At 42.6% G+C, this 17505-nt stretch carries 13 protein-coding genes; 5 read left to right on the forward strand and 8 right to left on the reverse strand.

The annotated features are described in order from the left end of the window. Window positions 1-34: 34 nt before the first annotated feature. The 4 genes from eutC to exaC form a co-directional block, all read right to left on the reverse strand. Complete coding sequence (gene eutC, locus ACSC9N_RS07035; protein WP_005401128.1) at window positions 35-850, reverse strand: ethanolamine ammonia-lyase subunit EutC; 816 nt, start codon at window positions 848-850, stop codon at window positions 35-37. A gap of 10 nt (window positions 851-860) precedes the next feature. Further along, entirely contained in the window at window positions 861-2246 is a 1386-nt protein-coding gene (locus tag ACSC9N_RS07040) for an ethanolamine ammonia-lyase subunit EutB (RefSeq protein ID WP_005401129.1), read from the reverse strand. A 13-nt stretch (window positions 2247-2259) separates the two neighbouring features. After that, the gene (eat, locus tag ACSC9N_RS07045) at window positions 2260-3705 is read right to left on the reverse strand and encodes an ethanolamine permease (RefSeq protein WP_005401130.1); all 1446 of its coding nucleotides are present in this window, start codon (window positions 3703-3705) and stop codon (window positions 2260-2262) included. Between the two features lie 216 nt (window positions 3706-3921). Next, window positions 3922-5433, reverse strand: a complete 1512-nt coding sequence (exaC, locus tag ACSC9N_RS07050) for an acetaldehyde dehydrogenase ExaC (RefSeq protein WP_005401131.1) — start codon at window positions 5431-5433, stop codon at window positions 3922-3924. A 198-nt stretch (window positions 5434-5631) separates the two neighbouring features. Between exaC and ACSC9N_RS07055 the strand changes: the two genes are divergently transcribed. Further along, entirely contained in the window at window positions 5632-6807 is a 1176-nt protein-coding gene (locus ACSC9N_RS07055; RefSeq protein WP_005401132.1) for a helix-turn-helix domain-containing protein, read from the forward strand. Window positions 6808-6836: 29 nt separating this feature from the next. Here ACSC9N_RS07055 and ACSC9N_RS07060 read toward each other — a convergent pair whose 3' ends face one another. After that, complete coding sequence (locus ACSC9N_RS07060) at window positions 6837-7808, reverse strand: alpha/beta hydrolase (RefSeq protein WP_005401133.1); 972 nt, start codon at window positions 7806-7808, stop codon at window positions 6837-6839. A gap of 192 nt (window positions 7809-8000) precedes the next feature. Beyond that, window positions 8001-9212 (reverse strand): iron-dependent methanol dehydrogenase, encoded by a 1212-nt coding sequence (mdh, locus tag ACSC9N_RS07065; RefSeq protein ID WP_004984892.1) that lies wholly within the window; start codon window positions 9210-9212, stop codon window positions 8001-8003. 239 nt (window positions 9213-9451) lie between these two features. On the opposite strand from mdh, the gene ACSC9N_RS07070 reads away from it, so the two are divergent. From ACSC9N_RS07070 to ACSC9N_RS07080, 3 genes are all read left to right on the forward strand, one after another. Continuing rightward, a complete protein-coding gene (locus tag ACSC9N_RS07070; RefSeq protein WP_058869753.1) occupies window positions 9452-11413 on the forward strand; it encodes a hypothetical protein in 1962 nt (653 codons plus the stop codon). A 131-nt stretch (window positions 11414-11544) separates the two neighbouring features. Further along, window positions 11545-13260: an AAA family ATPase gene (locus ACSC9N_RS07075; protein WP_058869752.1), complete on the forward strand. Its 1716-nt coding sequence runs from the start codon at window positions 11545-11547 to the stop codon at window positions 13258-13260. 101 nt (window positions 13261-13361) lie between these two features. Further along, the gene (locus ACSC9N_RS07080; RefSeq protein WP_004984887.1) at window positions 13362-14345 is read left to right on the forward strand and encodes an ion transporter; all 984 of its coding nucleotides are present in this window, start codon (window positions 13362-13364) and stop codon (window positions 14343-14345) included. A gap of 363 nt (window positions 14346-14708) precedes the next feature. Here the strand turns inward: ACSC9N_RS07080 and ACSC9N_RS07085 are convergent, their stop codons facing one another. Continuing rightward, window positions 14709-15929, reverse strand: coding sequence for an MFS transporter (locus ACSC9N_RS07085; RefSeq protein ID WP_005401136.1), 1221 nt, complete (start codon window positions 15927-15929; stop codon window positions 14709-14711). 245 nt (window positions 15930-16174) lie between these two features. Next, complete coding sequence (locus ACSC9N_RS07090; RefSeq protein WP_004696797.1) at window positions 16175-16633, reverse strand: DUF441 domain-containing protein; 459 nt, start codon at window positions 16631-16633, stop codon at window positions 16175-16177. 135 nt (window positions 16634-16768) lie between these two features. Between ACSC9N_RS07090 and ACSC9N_RS07095 the strand changes: the two genes are divergently transcribed. After that, window positions 16769-17503 carry a pseudouridine synthase gene (locus ACSC9N_RS07095; protein WP_005401137.1) on the forward strand — a complete coding sequence of 245 codons (735 nt, stop codon included), beginning with the start codon at window positions 16769-16771 and terminating at the stop codon, window positions 17501-17503. The last annotated feature ends 2 nt before the right edge of the window (window positions 17504-17505 follow it).

Genomic DNA, 17505 nt, shown 5'->3' on the forward strand with positions numbered 1-17505 from the left:
ATCAGCCGTAAAATAACGGCTGATTTGCTTCAAATTAAAATAAACGCTTAGGCGTATGTTCCGTGTCTAGACTGACCATTTCATGTTCATCTTTTAAGTCTACACCTGAGTAGCCGAGTTTCTTGGAGCCACGCATCAGAGACATTAGTCGTTGTACTGCAACAAGAATGCTTAAGCCCGCAGGTCGAACATTTGAAATACAGTTCCGTTTAGCATCCAAAGTGCCCGAGGCAGCTTTCCAAGTATAGTAAATGCCCATACTATCAGGTGAGCTTAGGCCAGGCCTTTCTCCAATTAGCATCACGAGCATAGTCGCGTGTAGGCACTCTGCAACTGGATCACCCAAAGCGACTCGGCTTCCAGTAGCAATAACCATCGGTGCAATGCTCCAGTGTTCTGCTTGCAGCTGCGGGATAAGGTGCTGAATAAAAGGAACTGCATTTTCTTCAATCGCCCGTGCAGATAGTCCATCACCAATCACAATACAGACATCATAGTTTTGCGGGTTACTGGCTTTAAAAACCTCTAAGCCATGTTGTGAAGCTGCACTTAACAGGCGACCTAAGTCAGGACGTTTTAAGTATTCTTGCTTATTTTCAGCTTGACTGTGTACCGTTAGACTATCCAAACCTAGTGTATTAAGACTCGCAACTAAGTGTTCGACATCTAAAGGTTGATGTACGGCATCTTGCGCTTCCGCATGCGCCAGTTGAAATTTCAGCAGTTCATGGGTCGGGATACTACAACCAGCACGACCAATGGCGATACGAGCATCGGTAAATTTCTTTAAGTTTTCCCAAGCATCCTGATGCTGTTCAGTTTGATAATTTTCTAGAGGAACAAGTGACATAAGCTGCTCCTTATATATGCAAAAGTTTTTCAAATTGTGGCGGGATATGCTCAGGCCAAAGAATGTGCTGCTGCTGTTGTTTAAAGATGCCTTGTTCAGCCAACCACAGATCAAATTCAGGTGCTGCTTTTAAGCCCAAAAGTTGCCTTAGATACAACGCATCATGAAACGACGTGGTTTGATAATTCAGCATGACGTCATCCGAACCCGGAATGCCCATAATAAAGTTCAGACCTGCTGTACCGAATAGGGTGAGTAGTACATCCATGTCGTTTTGGTCGGCATCGGCATGGTTGGTATAGCAAATGTCGCAGCCCATAGGTAAGCCTAGGAGCTTGCCACAAAAATGGTCTTCCAAGCCTGCACGGATAATTTGTTTGCCATTGTATAAATACTCTGGGCCAATAAACCCAACTACAGTGTTCACTAGCAGCGGCTTGAATTTACGAGCCACAGCATAGGCACGGACTTCCAAGGTTTGCTGATCTACGCCGTGATGCGCATTACTAGATAAAGCACTGCCTTGACCTGTTTCAAAATACATCACATTTTGTCCCACAGTCCCACGCTTGAGAGCCAGTGTTGCTTCATAGCCTTCACGTAATAATTCAAGGTTAATGCCGAAACCTTCATTGGCGCGCTGTGTGCCTGCAATCGATTGAAACATTAAATCAATCGGCACATTTTTCTCAGCCAGTTGAATCCCCGAACTGATATGCGTCAGTACACAAGACTGGGTTGGAATGTGATGCTCTTGGATCACATGATCGAGTAGTTTGAGCAGCTCCGATAAATTTTGTAGGTTATCGGTTGCAGGATTAATCCCAATGACGGCATCACCATTGCCATACATCAAGCCATCCAAAATACTGGCCGATATTCCCAAGAGATCATCGGTCGGATGATTCGGTTGTAAACGGGTCGAGAGATGACCTTTCAATCCGATGGTGTTGCGAAATTGGGTGATGACTTCACATTTACTTGCAACCAAGATGAGGTCTTGGTTGCGCATAATCTTACTCACCGCAGCCACCATTTCAGGGGTTAAACCGAGCGCAAGTTGTTGTAATTTCTGCGTAGTCGCATCTTCACTGAGTAGCCAGTTACGAAAGTCTCCTACGGTAAAATGTGAAATTGGTGCAAATAAATCACTACGGTGCTCATCGATAATCAGGCGGGTTATTTCATCCTGTTCATAGCTGATCAGCGCTTCAGTTAAAAACTGCTTCAATGGAACATCGGCCAATGCCATTTGTGCGGCAACACGTTCAGTGGCATTTTCCGCCGCAACACCTGCAAGTTGATCACCTGAGCGCAGCGGGGTTGCTTTTGCCATTAAAGTTTTTAAATCATTAAACACATAGTGCTGATGTCCAATCAATGTTTTATAAGCCATGTTATAGGTCCTTCTATAAGTCTTGTTCGGCCTTACGAATACTTTCAAATTCTTCTTCAGGTGTACCTTGAACGAGTCGATGGCGACTATGGAAAATAAAGTAGGCAATAAATAGCGCATAGATGCCTGCGGCCATAAACCAAACTTTAGGATCCACCACAAAACCAGCTATCACCGCAATACTGGCTAATACCAAAGCAATCGATGAGGTGACAATTCCACCTGGGGTTTTATAGGGACGATGTAATTCTGGACGGCTGATGCGCAGTTTAATGTGAGAAAGCATCATCAAGACATAAGAAATGGTCGCACCAAATACCGCCATCAGGATGAGCAGATCACCTTCACCTGTTAGAGACAATAAAAAACCAATGATGCCGGGAATAATAATCGCTAAATAAGGCGCTTTGTTTTTATTGGTCAGTGATAACGAGGTCGGTAAATACCCCGCACGAGATAAGGCGAAAATTTGACGTGAATAGGCATAAATGATGGAGAAGAAACTTGCAATTAAACCTGCCAGACCTACAAAATTGACAAAACTGCCTAACCAACTGTTTTGACCATAGACGGCTACCAGTGCATCAACTAAGGGTGCGCCTGATTCTTTAAGTTGTTCTGCGCCAGCAGCACCAGCACCTAAGAACAGAATAAGTAGGGCAAAAGCGGCCAAAATTAGCATCGAACCGATCAAACCACGTGGTAAGGATTTGGATGGATCTTTGGCTTCTTCTGCTGCTAGTGGTACACCTTCTACCGCTAAAAAGAACCAAATGGCATAGGGTACGGCCGCCCAAATGCCGATATAACCCATCGGTAGGAAGCTACTTGCACCGATATTTTCAGTTGGTGCAATGTTAAATAAGTTGGCGCTGTTAAAATGTGGCGCCATTGCGATGATAAAGACAAAAAGAGCGACGGCTGCAATGGCGGTAATGACAAACATAATCTTGAGGGCTTCACCTGCACCTTTAAGATGAATACCCATAAAAACCAGATAGCAGATGAGATAAATGATCCATCCACCGACACCAAATAAGGCCTCGCAGTAGGCACCAATAAAGCATGCGATAGCCGCAGGGGCGATGGCATATTCAATTAAAATCGCCGTGCCAGTGAGATAGCCACCAAATGGGCCAAATGCGGTACGCGCAAAGCTATAGCCACCTCCCGCAGTGGGCAGCATGGTGGCCATTTCAGACATAGACAGGCACATGCATAAGTACATGATGGCTACGACAACCGTTGCGATAAACATACCGCCCCAGCCACCTTGAGCAAGACCGAAGTTCCAGCCAGCAAAGTCGCCAGAAATGACATAAGCCACGCCTAAACCGACTAATAATAGCCAGCCTACAGCACCTTGTTTCAGTTGCCTTTTTTCAAAATAGTCGTCAGATGTGCTTACAGTTGAAGTAGAGAGTGGAGTCGTTGAGCTGTTAATGGGAGAATCGGTCATATGAAGCTCCATATCTTGAGTTTTTATAGATGGCTTGATGGATGCAATATTTATGATTTATGCAATTTCAGTACCAAGCGACTAGACGTCCTGTCTAATGTTTATATGACACAGTTTTGAATTATTGTTTTGATGGTTGATGGTTGATAGAGAAAATGTTTAGGGTAACGAATCACCCTAAACACATAGAGAACTATATATGAATAGACTAAGTGCTTAGAAGAAGCCCATAGGCTTAGTTGCATAGCTCACAAGTAAGTTTTTAGTTTGTTGGTAATGATCGAGCATCATTTTGTGGTTTTCACGACCAATCCCTGACTTTTTATAACCACCGAAAGCGGCATGTGCAGGGTAGATGTGGTAACAGTTGGTCCAAACTCGACCCGCTTGAATTGCACGACCTGCACGGTAAGAGGTATGTGCTGAACGTGACCATACACCAGCGCCTAAACCATAAATAGTGTCGTTGGCAATTTTAATCGCATCGTCAAAATCTTTGAATGTTGCCACAGAAAGTACAGGTCCAAAAATTTCTTCTTGGAAAATTTTCATGTCATTGGTGCCTTTGAAAATGGTTGGTTCAATATAGAAACCAGAACCCACTTCATTACGCTCACTACCACCTGTCAGTACTTGTGCACCTTCACCGCGACCTGTTGCGATACAACCCAAAATTTTCTCTTGTTGTTCAAGTGAAGCTTGCGCACCAATCATCGTTTCTGTATCGAGCGGGTGACCCGTTTTAATGCGTTTCACACGTTCAACTGCCATTTCAAGGAATTTATCTGCAATACTTTCTTGAACTAAAGCGCGTGATGGACATGTACAAATTTCACCTTGGTTAAGTGCAAACATGGCAAAACCTTCAAGGGCTTTGTCTAAGAACTCATCGTCTTGATCCATAATGTCTTCAAAGAAGATGTTTGGAGACTTACCACCTAATTCCAACGTTACAGGAATTACGTTTTCAGTGGCATATTGCATGATCATTTGACCCACAGCAGTAGAGCCAGTGAATGCAATTTTAGCAATACGTGGATTGGTTGCGAGTGGACGACCCACTTCAACACCATAACCGTTGACGATGTTTAAAATACCGGGTGGTAGTAAGTCTTGAATGAGTTCAATTAAAACCAAAATGCTCGCAGGGGTCTGTTCAGCAGGTTTTAAAACAATACAGTTACCCGCAGCAAGTGCAGGAGCAATTTTCCATGTCGCCATCAAAATTGGGAAGTTCCATGGAATGATTTGTCCTACCACGCCTAATGGTTCGTGGAAGTGATAGGCAATAGTATCTTCATCAATTTCAGAAATGCCGCCTTCTTGCGCACGGATACAGCCTGCGAAATAGCGGAAATGGTCAATGGCTAAAGGAATGTCCGCTGCGAGCGTTTCACGAATCGGTTTACCATTGTCCCATGTTTCAGCCACAGCCAATTTTTCTAGATTTTGTTCTAGACGATCTGCAATTTTAAGGAGTAAATTTGAACGTGTAGTAGGAGAAGATTTGTTCCATTGTTCTTTGGCTTTATGCGCAGCATCCAGTGCAAGCTCGATGTCTTCTACAGATGAGCGAGGGACTTTTGTAAAAACTTTACCGTCGACAGGAGAGATATTTTCAAAGTATTCACCTTTTACTGGAGCAACCCACTCGCCACCAATAAAGTTGTCATACTGTGCTTTAAATTCTACTTTAGAACCAGATTGGTTAGGGTCTACATAGCGCATATTGAAGTTCCTTTGCTTATTGATTTTTTAAAAGCATCTACAGCTTTGGTATAAGGTACATCTGTACAATATTTAAGTAGCATAACTAATATAAGGTTGGAAAAAGGTTGGAAGGAAGGAGGTTTACAAGCCTTTGACAAATGTTTACAACCAAGTAATACAGTGGACGTATATCAGGAATTGTTTTGAGAATAAGGAATGATGGCAATGCAACATTTAATACAGAAAAGACAAGAAATAGAAAAGCTTAGAACCAGTAGCAGTATTTCGACGGTACAAGCTGAACAACTGGGAAAAAGTATTGCAAGTTCATGGCAGCGCTCTAACTCCGCAGAAATTCCAAAAGATCGCTTTGCTGCGCCCATTTCTGAAGGTTCTATGTCACAAGGTTCAGCGCTACAACATGCTTTGAGTTACTGCGCAGATGAACTAAGACATATTGCACAACAGTCTTCGATGGTGGTCGCTGTAGGCGATATTGGGAGTACGATTATTTGGAGTGCGTCCAGCAGACAAATGCGTAATGCGGCAGAAAGTGTACATTTTGTTGAAGGCGGGCAGTGGCGAGAGGAATTGGTGGGGACCAATGCATTGGCCTTGTCCTTAAAAACGCAACAGTCCAGTTGTGTCTTTTCAAATGAACACTACATGAGCTCCATCCATGATTGGGTCTGTTATGCGGCGCCGATCATCGACCCTTACTCAAAACACGTCCTTGGGGTGATTGATTTATCCACCACATGGAAAAATCATAATAGCCTTGGTCTACTCGCAGCAGAGCGCTGTGCATCTATCATCCAAACGGCACTGTTAGAATATCAGCGTCAACAGTTATATATCCGTGCTTTTGGTGTGCCGCAAGTACATTTCAATGGCAAAGTGATGGTGCTCACACCGCGACAAATTGAAATTCTGACCATCTTAGCGCTGTGCCCACAGGGCATGACTTTAGACACTTTGCATCAGGCCTTATATGGTGAGCGCAAGGTAAGTGTGGGAACACTTAAGGCCGAAATGTCACAACTGCGTGACTTGCTCGGTGGTATGTTGGGATCTCGTCCCTATCGAATTTTGGCGCATATCGAGGCCGATTTTTTACAAGCCGAGCAAGCCTTAGATGCTGCATATATCGAAACCGCGTTAAAACTTTGTTCAGGTGTTTTACTGCCTAAAACGGAAAGTCCATTTCTATGTGCATGGCGCGACTGTTTGGAGTCACGTTTAAGCAGTGCGATTTTTAAAGCCAATGAAACCGATATGTTGTTTAAACATGTCGCACGTTACCCAGAGGCGATTGATGCTGTTGAGCGACTCATTGAGCTGACACCGAATGGACATCCTGCGCATCAGCTACTTGAGAAATATAAAATTTAAGAATTCTTAATTGTGTTGGAAAGGTATATTTACACTATTTTTTGCTCGAGCCATTGGAACAGCTTAGTATAAACTTCGGTACGAACTTCAGGTGCGGAGAGTACTAAGTCGTGTAAACCGTTTTGAATGGTCACGACACTGACGTCACCTTGTAAATTTTTAGCCTGCTTTTCAATGTCTTTAACATCTAAAATCACATCACTGGTTTGCGCGGCTAGGCCCCATTTCTTCGGGTTAAGCGTTTGATGTGAATGCATAATGAGTGCAGGAACAGAGAGCTTTAAACCACCGCGATGAATTTCTTTCTGTGCTTCATGAATTGCACGTACAAAGCTGATGCGAACCATAGAGTAGCTTGGTTGTTTCCACTCCAAATCAAAGTTCCATTCACCATGCTCGTTTTGATGCAGGCTCGGTACATACCATTTATTCAGTTCACTTGGAAACTTGATGTCAGGAAAATGCTTTGCGAGTCGGCTGAGCTGCGGCACGCCAAGTTTGCGCTTAATGGGATGCATATTAAAATCATAAAAAGGGCTATTGGCCCAAAGTGCTTTGATCAGCGGATGCTTAGGATTGTGTGCAGCGTATAAAGTCGTGATTAAGCCACCCGTAGAGTGTCCTGCAAGCAGCACCGTAGTATGGCCTTCATTGCCAATGATCTCTAAGGCTTGGGTAATTTCAGCATCGTATTCGCTGAGATCACGGACATTGTAGTATTTTTGATGACTTAAATAAGAGCGCCCGTATTTACGTAAATCCAGCGCATAAAAATCATAACCATGTTGGTTAAATTGTTCAGCCATTTCGGTTTGAAAAAAGTAGTCAATAAAGCCGTGGATATACAGCACAGCTTTTTGAGTATTTTTCGGGGCTTTTTTGCGCACGAGGGTTGCGCAGACTGCACCTTCATAATCGTCTGGGAAACTGAGTTTTAATTGTTCATAGCCTTCGCCGAGGACATCAGGTGTATACGCAGGATGAGTTTGATTTTCTGACATAATTTGCTCTGGTTGTTATTGTCATGAGTTTTCTTATCCTTGATGAAGTGCAAAACTTTGTCAACCACAAATAAAAAAAGACAATTTAAGTGCACGGGTAAGCAAGGATTAGGCTTACCTGAATGAAACAGTATGGACGTCTGTTTCATTCCACTTAAATTGTCAAAGCAAACTAAAAGTTAAGGAGAGAACTTATACCGCTGCTTTAAAATCGACCACTGAAGCACCAGATTTGAGTGCAGCTTTGAAGATGTCGACCACTTGAGCATGGTTTGCTTTACGTGGGTTCGTCAGCATGCAGGCATCTTTTTGCGCATTTTCAGACATAACACCCAAATCTTGCTCTTTCACACCCAGTTCAGATAAGCTCGATGGAATACCAATCGATGCAGATAGTTCACGAATCGCGTCAATGGCAGCATATCCAGCTTCTGTCACAGTTAAACCTGTGATGTTAACTCCCATCAGTTCAGCAATACGTGCATAACGGTCAGGGCAGGCAATTAAGTTGAACTCACAGACGTGTGGGAGTAGGACTGCATTACATACGCCGTGAGGTAGGTTATAGAAGCCACCGAGTTGGTGAGCCATAGCATGGACATAACCTAGTGATGCATTATTAAATGCCATACCTGCTAAATATTGTGCATAACTCATGGCATCACGTGCTTCTAAGTTTTCGCCGTTCGCAACTGCTGGACTTAACCATTCGCTAATCATCGAAATGGCTTTTTCAGCACAGGCATCGGTGATTGGATTTGCCGCTGTTGAAACATAAGCTTCTACCGCATGGGTTAAGGCATCCATACCTGTTGCTGCTGTTAAGCTTGCAGGTTTTGCAATCATCAGTTTAGGGTCATCAATTGCAATCAGTGGAGTGCAGCGCCAGTCTACAATTGCCATTTTTACGTGCGTATCTGTATTGGTAATAATACAGAAGCGCGTCATTTCTGATGCTGTACCTGCCGTGGTGTTGATGGCAATAAGAGGAGTCATTGGAACCGTACTTTTATCAATTCCTTCGTAGTCACGAATATGACCGCCACCCGCAGTCACGAGTCCAATACCTTTAGCGCAGTCATGGGAAGAACCACCACCTAAGGACACAATAAAGTCACAACCTTGTTCGTTATACGCAGTCACGCCGTTGTGGACATTGATGTCAGTTGGGTTCGGTTCTGCACCTGGGAAGATGTGGCTATCAACACCTGCATCTTTGAGATATCCTGCAATGGTGTCGGCTACGCCAAATTTAAATAAACCTGCGTCGGTCACAATCAGCGCTTTCTTTGCACCGAGGTTTTGTGCTTTGCCACCAATTTCTTTGGCACAGCCTGGGCCAAAAAGTGAAACACAAGGGATATAAAAACCGTTCGTTTGATCTGCAATATTTTTAAAAGCCATGGTGCGATTCCTTCTACCATTATTTATGTTGTTATCGGTGCTCATTACCGTTTTTAGAGTATTGAATGATTCCAAAAACTTGTGTACCTACCAAATACCTACCATGAGTAAGGGAATGAGGAAAAATGGCTTCACCGAACAAAATGGCTATCGATAAAAGGCATAGCCTGTGGTTCAGGATTTGTTTATATTGGTTTTGAAGTTGTGGTGAAAATAGCCAAATTCAAAGAGGGCCAGCCGTGGAGAAAAACGATAAGCTTAAGCAATATCAAAGTCTTGCTATACAGTTAAGACAAGTTGTTCCGAGTATTCAGCAGCTTTATCACGAGCAGGCCGCTTTTCTTTCCACACTCAATGTGCAAAACGTTTTAAGTGTCGACGTAAAAAAACAACGGATTCAAATTTTAAATCATTGTTTTCATATTCAGTTTTATATACCGACGGAACAGGCGGAGCTGTGTGTTCCACAGTTTATCTATCAAGGGCACTATGCGGAAGCACTCGAAGAGTTTTGTTTACACGACATTGTGTTTTTAGTGGGTGATCAGTCCCCACAACATTCTTTGTATTTGCGTAATAAAGTTAAACAGTTGCGTCAGCTGATTCTTCAGCAGGTGTTTGTTTTGTTCGATGGGCCGAGTCGCGTGCAAACGATTTTGACTGAAATACGGCAAACGCAATCAGAACTCTTTCAACAGCTGTGCCAGCAAGTTGAATTCAATACAGATGATCCAACCTCTGAGCGAAGTTTGCTGGCCGAGTTGCAGCGCTTATGCAACTTAGATGTAGATCAGGCGGAAGATATTTTACCCTTACAGTCGTTGATGAATAGTTATGATGAGCTGTGTTGCAGTGCCAATCAATTCTTAGAACCACATGTTTATCGCATTATACAAACGGCATTTCCTGAACGGTTTTCTTTACAAGAGTTGATGGATCATACGCACGACATTCATTTGTTGTATCCGCATGCTAAAGAGCAGCCCCATATGCTTGGCTTTGTGCGGCTTATGCATCGGGATTTTTGGACATCGCGTGATTTGTTGTCTAAGCGGCATTTTTTAAAAACTGAGACCAAGACATGGCAAAAGAAGGTCGCTAAACTCCCGATTTTTGATGAAAGCCGTACCGTAAATTGGTTATTCAAACAAAAAGCGGTGGTGACAGACTGGGTTAGTCAAAATATTCAGCACAGTAGTATACGCGTTGCCGTAACGGCTTTAAGTTATCTCGATACTCAGTCTTATCATCCTGAGATTATTGTCACGACTTTAAAGTACTTCCAACATGTTGCGGCTCGCTTATTTATACAAAGTTGCTATGAGTATGCCTTACAACAGCACTGGTTTGAGCTGGAGGCCAACCAGCATGTGGTCTTAAAAAATAGACGCCAAGATATGGATGATCAGCGGATAGCGATCAGCCCATCTATTTTGTATTTAGATGAATGGCTCGAACTGCTGCGCCGTGTGGTCGAACAACAGCCCGAACGGGGGAAACGGGTCTACACAAAATTGAGTCGTGTAATGCAGGCCTATATTCAGCATCTAGATAAAATTGCGCAGAAACTCCCAGAAGACTTAGTGACTTATTTTAGCGAAGATAAGCAACAACACCGTGATTTTTATCTTCAGTTAAAGCAACATAAACTGTATATTGAAAGCTTTAGACAGTTGTTTTATTTAAATCATCCCCCTTTACGAGTTTCGGTGTTTGATGCATATGTGCGCGATTATTTGCCTGAACATTTCGAGACGCAAAAGGAGATTTTAAAAAATGTCACGTGGAAGAGCCTATTTCATCAGGCTGTGCAGTGGCATGATCAATTGCATAGCCAAGAGCTGCTTGCGGAACTGAAACGAAAGCTTGGTTATGTCTCATGGCAACCGATCAGTCATGAAGCTTATTATTTTATTGAGAGTTGGGTGCTTGAGGAGCTCAAAGATATGGATCGTATCATTGCAGAGTCACGTCGCTTTCAACATTGTTTAGCAGCCAGTTTTGCCGAGCGAATTATTGTGCGCGAATATGCTGCATTTCATATGAGTCATACCGACGCACAGCGGCATTTGACGCTCGGTTGTCACTATATTGCAGGGCAACTGTTATTTGATCAGCTTGAATATCCAAACAACCAAAAAGCGCTACCGGATGATGTTGTCGTCGCTGAACAATTCATTGCCATGCTGAACCAAAACTAATAACCCAGCTCTTAAAAATTAAACAACAATGGACTTAATTTGTCGCACATCATTTACTGTGTGACGAGATCTGCTTAACTTTTTTGCAAAAACTCGGTAGGCTATAGCCGTTCATCAATGGTATAGGTCTTATGAAGCAAGAAACTGCACTCAAACTCTTAAAAGCGGGCGAAAATGTCTTTTTAACCGGTTCCGCTGGTGCAGGAAAAACCTATACGCTGAACCAATATATTAACTATTTAAAAGCCCGCAAAGTGCCTGTGGCGATTACTGCTTCTACAGGTATTGCCGCAACGCATATGAATGGCATGACTATTCATACTTGGGCTGGTATTGGAATTAAAGATGCGTTGGGGGAAGATGAACTCAAACGCATGAAAGAACGTAAATATTTAAAAGAGCATTTAGAGAATGCCCAAGTCTTAATCATCGATGAAATTTCGATGTTACATGCCAAGCAACTCAATTTGGTCAATAAAGTCCTTAAGTTCTTTAAAGAAAGTCAAGAGCCATTTGGCGGGATTCAAGTGATTGTTGCTGGTGATTTCTTTCAGTTACCGCCAGTTGGTAAAAATGAAGAACGCAACCGCGATAAATTCTGTTTTATGTCTGATGCTTGGGTCGAAGCCAAGTTTCGTGTGTGTTATTTGACTGAGCAGCACCGTCAGGGCAATGATTATCTCAATGATATTTTAAATGCCATCCGCAGTCAGAGTATTAACTCTCAGCACTTGCAGGCTTTACAAGCTACACGTCAGCAAGATATTGGAGAAATCTTTACACGTTTATATACGCATAATATGGACGTGGACACCATCAACTTCAAACATTTGAATGAAATTGAAAATGAAGGTCGACAGTTTGAGGCGGTGTGTGATGGCAATGACAAGCTTATTGAAACTTTAAAGTCTTCTGTGCGAGCACCTGAAAACCTAACCCTCAAGAAAAATGCCAAAGTGATGTTTGTAAAGAACAACTTTGATGTGGGATATATCAACGGTAGCTTAGGCGAAGTGGTGGGCTTTGAAGAAGATGATGACTTTGGGATCTTGCCTAAAGTCAAACTGACTGATGGCACGGTACTTGTAGTTGAGCCTGAAACATGGTCAGTGGACAATGATGCGGGAAAAACGATTGCCAGTTTTCAGCAAATTCCATTGCGCTTGGCATGGGCCATTACCATCCATAAGTCACAAGGGATGACTTTGGCGGCAGCGGAAATTAATCTTAGTCATACTTTTGAAAAAGGACAGGGCTATGTGGCTTTGTCGCGCTTAAAGACTTTGGATGGTTTAAGGTTACTAGGATTTAATGAACAAGCTTTGGAGTTAGATAGTCTTGCCATTAAGGCAGACCGTCGCTTCCAAGAACTGTCCGATGAAGCCGAGACACATTTCGAGGCCGTTGATCTTGACCCGCAGCACAAGGCATTTATCCGTCACTGTGGCGGAACGCTCAATGAAATTGAGATTGAGCGGAATGAAAAGAAAATTGCCCGTAATGCAGGTAAAGCCAACTATGCTTCTGCAACACTTGATGAAACACGTGAATTGTTTGAAGGTGGTTATGAAATTGCAGATATCGCACAAGAGCGCGGTTTGACGGCTGCAACTATTATCAACCATTTGGCAAAGTTGCATAAAGAGCAAGGCTTGGATATTTCCGTGGCACATCCTGGAGAAGAAGTAGTTGAGCAAGTGCGGAAAATTTATAAACGCTTAATGAAGCGTCAGCAAACAGAACACTTTAGCGAAGATGGTGCGATTAAGCTTCGTCCTATTGTGGAACTGACAAATCCACGTATGGGCTATGACCAAGTTCGTTTAGCGCTGTTATATATTGAATAACATCTTAAAACTAGGACATTTCGTGCAGAAATTTCTTACTTACTTTGCCCAGAACTTCAGTTAAACTGAATTTTAAGGGATAAGAATAACTTAGAATCGTAATGAAATTGACAGCTTGGTACACGCTTCGCAAATTTGTTTATAACAATTTGCATAATGAGGATTATGAGACGCCCTTAAGTCGAGGGTTAAACTATTTTCTCATTGCACTGATTATGAGTAATGCTGCTGCGGTCTTGCTGGAGTCGGTGCAAAAGTACTATGTGTTGTATCAAGACTTTTTCTATTATTTTGAAATCTTTTCTATTATCGTTTTTAGCGTCGAATATCTTTTACGTTTTTGGTCAATTGCTGAATCTAATAGTTTTGAGTCGGATTGGAAAAACCGTCTAAATTGGGTCAAAAGTGGTGGGGCGATTATCGACCTTTTGGCTATTCTACCTGCCTATTTAAACTTCTTTGTTCAGTTCGACTTACGATTCTTAAGAATTGTTCGTTTGCTCCGACTTCTCAAGCTCACCCGCTACTTTGTCTCTCTACAAATTTTATTACGTGTCATTGAGCGTGAAAAAGGCTCATTTCAAGCGGTTATTTTCATCTTAATGATTATGATCATTATGGCGGCTGCAGGGGTGTATTTGATTGAAAGTCAGGCACAACCTGAAGTTTTCAGTTCCATTCCTGCTTCAATGTGGTGGGCCGTGGTTACATTGACCACCGTCGGTTATGGCGATGTGACACCTATTACGCCGTTAGGACGCTTTCTTGGTGCGATTATTACTATCTTAGGTGTAGGTTTAGCGGCATTACCTGCGGGTATTTTGGCGAATGGTTTGGCCAATGAACTTGAGCAGCGTAAAGAAAAACTTGAACTCAGATTTCGAGAACTAATCCAAAATAGCGATATTGATTTTGTCTTGGAGACAGAAAAAATTGAAGAAGTTCGTAAAGAAGTTGGGCTGACCAAAGAGCAAACACACGATATTATTTTACAGCTCATTCGTGAACAAAAAGAAGAATCTTTAAGGCAAGAGCGTGAGCAATATGCCTATTGTCCACACTGCGGGAAAAAGCTACCTGAATGATTATGCCAGTCAGTTAAGGAGTTTCGTATTGAACTTCTTAACTGCGGAGTCTCACCGTTTTTAAGTTCAATTTTGGAGTTCTTTTTTTCGCCAAAAGAAACACATTGGTCATTTGAACAAACAGTCCATATTAAAGGCGATTACATCGCCTTGGGCTGCAAATAAAAGCTTTGCTTTTATTCTTACCGCAGCTTGCGGATGACGTTATCGCGTATCGAATAAAATTTAGAGTTTAAAAAAAATGCCATTAAGATTTTTAATGATCTGACATTAATCTGAATGATGGATTGTAAAAGCGTGCATAACAATACGATTGAGTTCTTACGCACGCTTATTGTTTTAGATAAAGTCATTTATTGGGGGTTAACAAGTCTGATTTGAATCGCTTTTACATGCGGATATCAACTTTTTCTCATGCTGAAAAGCCAACAATAAAATAATCAGCCCACCTAAACTTAGTAAAACTCCGACCCAGATTGGAGCTAGCCAACCTAAACCTTGGCTAATTAACCAGCCGCCCAGAAAAGCACCAAAAGCATTGGCAATATTAAATGCAGAATGATTCAGCGAAGCTGCTAAGCCTTGTGCATTACCAGCGACATCCATTAAGCGGGTTTGTAGTAAAGGCCCCAAGCCTGCAATACTGAAGCTAACCAAGAAGAGTGCAATAAAAGCAGTGGCAAGGTGATCCATAGACAGGGCACAAAGTACATAAGAGCAGGCATTGGAAACTAAGACCCAAATAATCGCCTTGTTTAAGTTTTTATCGGCAAAGTGTCCTGCGACAACACCGCCGACGACCAACCCGAGCCCAATACATGCCAGTGCAAACGGAATGACTTGAATGCTAGCATGGGTATATTCAGTCAAAATAGGTGATACATAACTATAGACAGAAAACAGCCCACCAAATCCAATTGCACCGACAGCAAGCGTGAGCCACATTTGTGTATTTTTAAGTCCACGCAGCTCATTTTGAATGCTGGCTGTGTGATCCAGTTGCATTTTGGGTAGGCCAAAACAAATTGCGACCACAGTCAAAAATGCGATAGATGCAGAAAACTCAAAACCTGCCCGCCAACCATACAGCTGACCCAGCCATGTCGCAAAAGGCACACCAATCACGGTCGCGACATTCAGCCCCATCATGAGCATGGCGACTGCCGAAGCACGCTTTTGTTTTCCAGCAAACTCTGCAACCACCAAAGCGGCAATACCAAAGTAAGCGCCGTGAGGGAAACCTGCAATAAAACGTGAGACCAACATAGACTCATAGCTGTTTGCGAGTGCTGTACTGGCATTGGCGATACCATAAAACAGCATGAGGCCAATTAAGAGCGTTTTACGCGGAACCTTTGCGGCCAAAATGGCAATCACAGGTGCGCCAATAGTCACACCTAAAGCATAGGCACTAATAAAATGCCCTGTGACAGGAATGCTGAGATTGAAACTTTGTGAGATCTCTTGGATGAGTCCCATCGCAACGAATTCAGTCGTACCAATACAAAAACCACCGAGTGCTAATGCCAAAATAATGACAGATAAGTGACTCGTTGGTGGGATGCTATTTTCTTGAGAGGACATAAATAGACGAGAAAATGAAAAGTATTATACGTTCTTTATCACATTAAAATTTGGTTGTTCAAAAAAGTTATAAGTGAACTAAGCAAGCGTATATTCATATGAACTCTGAAGGTTCTACACGATGAATATTTATTCATAGCGCTATATTGAGTGGACTTTCTATAAAAAGAAGTCAAATTTAAAGGCAGCAAATACAGATCAATCCAGCCTAGCTTGAGAATTTGGATTTTTTTGTATTCGCTAGGCTAGGGCTGTCCTGTACCAATGATTAGGGTAAGTAACCCAGCCGCAATGAGTGGGCCGACTGGAACGCCACGTAGTAAAGCCACTCCTGCAACGGTTCCGACTAGTAAGCCTGCAACAACATCGGGTTGGTTTGACATCAGTTTTACGCCGCGCCCGCCTAGCCATGCAACCAAAACACCAATGGCGATGGCAAGTAATGATTTGACACTTAAAAAAGATTTAAAAATACTTTCACCACTAATTCTACCACTTGCAATCGGCACTAAAACTGCAATGGTTAAAATGATGATCCCGATATTTAATCCATGTTGTTGGATGAGTGGGAAGTATTCACTCAGTGGTGTCATCCGCAAAATAATGAGTACTGCAGCAGCAATGGTTACCGCAGAGTTGTGACTGAAAATACCACAAGCCAGCAGGATCAAGAGGACGATCAGATTCAAATCTAAGTTCGGCATAGGGGAGAGACTGGTCAAAAAAACATGTGCATTGTAACGTTTTTTTAGCCACTTTGCCGAATGATCCAAGTACTTTGATTGATGTTCCTGTATTTCAGTATAAAATGAGCCTTTATTTAAAAATGTGGTGTGCTGATGCTGTTGGAAAAAATGTTGCAGTCGCAAGGATTTGGTTCGCGAAAGCATTGCCAACAGTTGATTAAAAATGCAGCCATTGAAATTGATGGGCAGATCATTACTGACCCTAAATATAAACTCAAATTGGATGCTTTGAACTACAAGGTACATGGCAAGAGCTTTGAATACCGCGAAAAAGTCTATATCGCCTTAAATAAACCTCAAGGCTATGAATGCTCACATCAGGCGACACATCATTTTAGTGTTTTTGATTTGTTTGACGATGTGCTCTTGAATCGTGGCATTCAGTGTGTAGGTCGTCTAGATCAAGACACCACAGGTTTATTGTTACTCACCGACGATGGTCAGTTTTTACAAGCATTGACACATCCTAAAAAGCATGTGGCAAAAGTGTATCGGATGAAAACTGCCGACCCTGTTACAGATGAACAGGTCCAACAGTTGGAGCAAGGGGTGGAGCTGCGAAATGAAAAAGGGAGCTTTGCTGCAACGGATGTAAAACGCTTAGCTGAATGCGAACTGCAAATGACCGTGCATCAAGGGGTATATCATCAAGTGAAACGTATGCTTGCGGCAGTGGGAAATAAAGTTGAGAGCTTGCATCGTCAGCAAATTGGAGCGCTCGACTTAACGGGGATACCAGATTTAGTCGAAGGGCATTGGATCTATTTAAATGCAGAACAAGTGGCTTTAGCCAAGACACGCAATGATCTTGAGAGTGAAGGTCTTTAGAC

The sequence above is a fragment of the Acinetobacter sp. PC34 genome (assembly GCF_051789135.1).
GTDB lineage: Bacteria > Pseudomonadota > Gammaproteobacteria > Pseudomonadales > Moraxellaceae > Acinetobacter > Acinetobacter johnsonii.

Excerpts from the sequence above, each read along its gene's own strand:
- eutC (WP_005401128.1), bottom strand. The coding sequence starts at position 850 with ATGTCACTTGTTCCTCTAGAAAATTATCAAACTGAACAGCATCAGGAT.
- ACSC9N_RS07040 (WP_005401129.1), bottom strand. The coding sequence starts at position 2,246 with ATGGCTTATAAAACATTGATTGGACATCAGCACTATGTGTTTAATGAT.
- eat (WP_005401130.1), bottom strand. The coding sequence starts at position 3,705 with ATGACCGATTCTCCCATTAACAGCTCAACGACTCCACTCTCTACTTCA.
- exaC (WP_005401131.1), bottom strand. The coding sequence starts at position 5,433 with ATGCGCTATGTAGACCCTAACCAATCTGGTTCTAAAGTAGAATTTAAA.
- ACSC9N_RS07055 (WP_005401132.1), top strand. The coding sequence starts at position 5,632 with ATGATGGCAATGCAACATTTAATACAGAAAAGACAAGAAATAGAAAAG.
- ACSC9N_RS07060 (WP_005401133.1), bottom strand. The coding sequence starts at position 7,808 with ATGTCAGAAAATCAAACTCATCCTGCGTATACACCTGATGTCCTCGGC.
- mdh (WP_004984892.1), bottom strand. The coding sequence starts at position 9,212 with ATGGCTTTTAAAAATATTGCAGATCAAACGAACGGTTTTTATATCCCT.
- ACSC9N_RS07075 (WP_058869752.1), top strand. The coding sequence starts at position 11,545 with ATGAAGCAAGAAACTGCACTCAAACTCTTAAAAGCGGGCGAAAATGTC.
- ACSC9N_RS07080 (WP_004984887.1), top strand. The coding sequence starts at position 13,362 with ATGAAATTGACAGCTTGGTACACGCTTCGCAAATTTGTTTATAACAAT.
- ACSC9N_RS07085 (WP_005401136.1), bottom strand. The coding sequence starts at position 15,929 with ATGTCCTCTCAAGAAAATAGCATCCCACCAACGAGTCACTTATCTGTC.
- ACSC9N_RS07090 (WP_004696797.1), bottom strand. The coding sequence starts at position 16,633 with ATGCCGAACTTAGATTTGAATCTGATCGTCCTCTTGATCCTGCTGGCT.
- ACSC9N_RS07095 (WP_005401137.1), top strand. The coding sequence starts at position 16,769 with ATGCTGTTGGAAAAAATGTTGCAGTCGCAAGGATTTGGTTCGCGAAAG.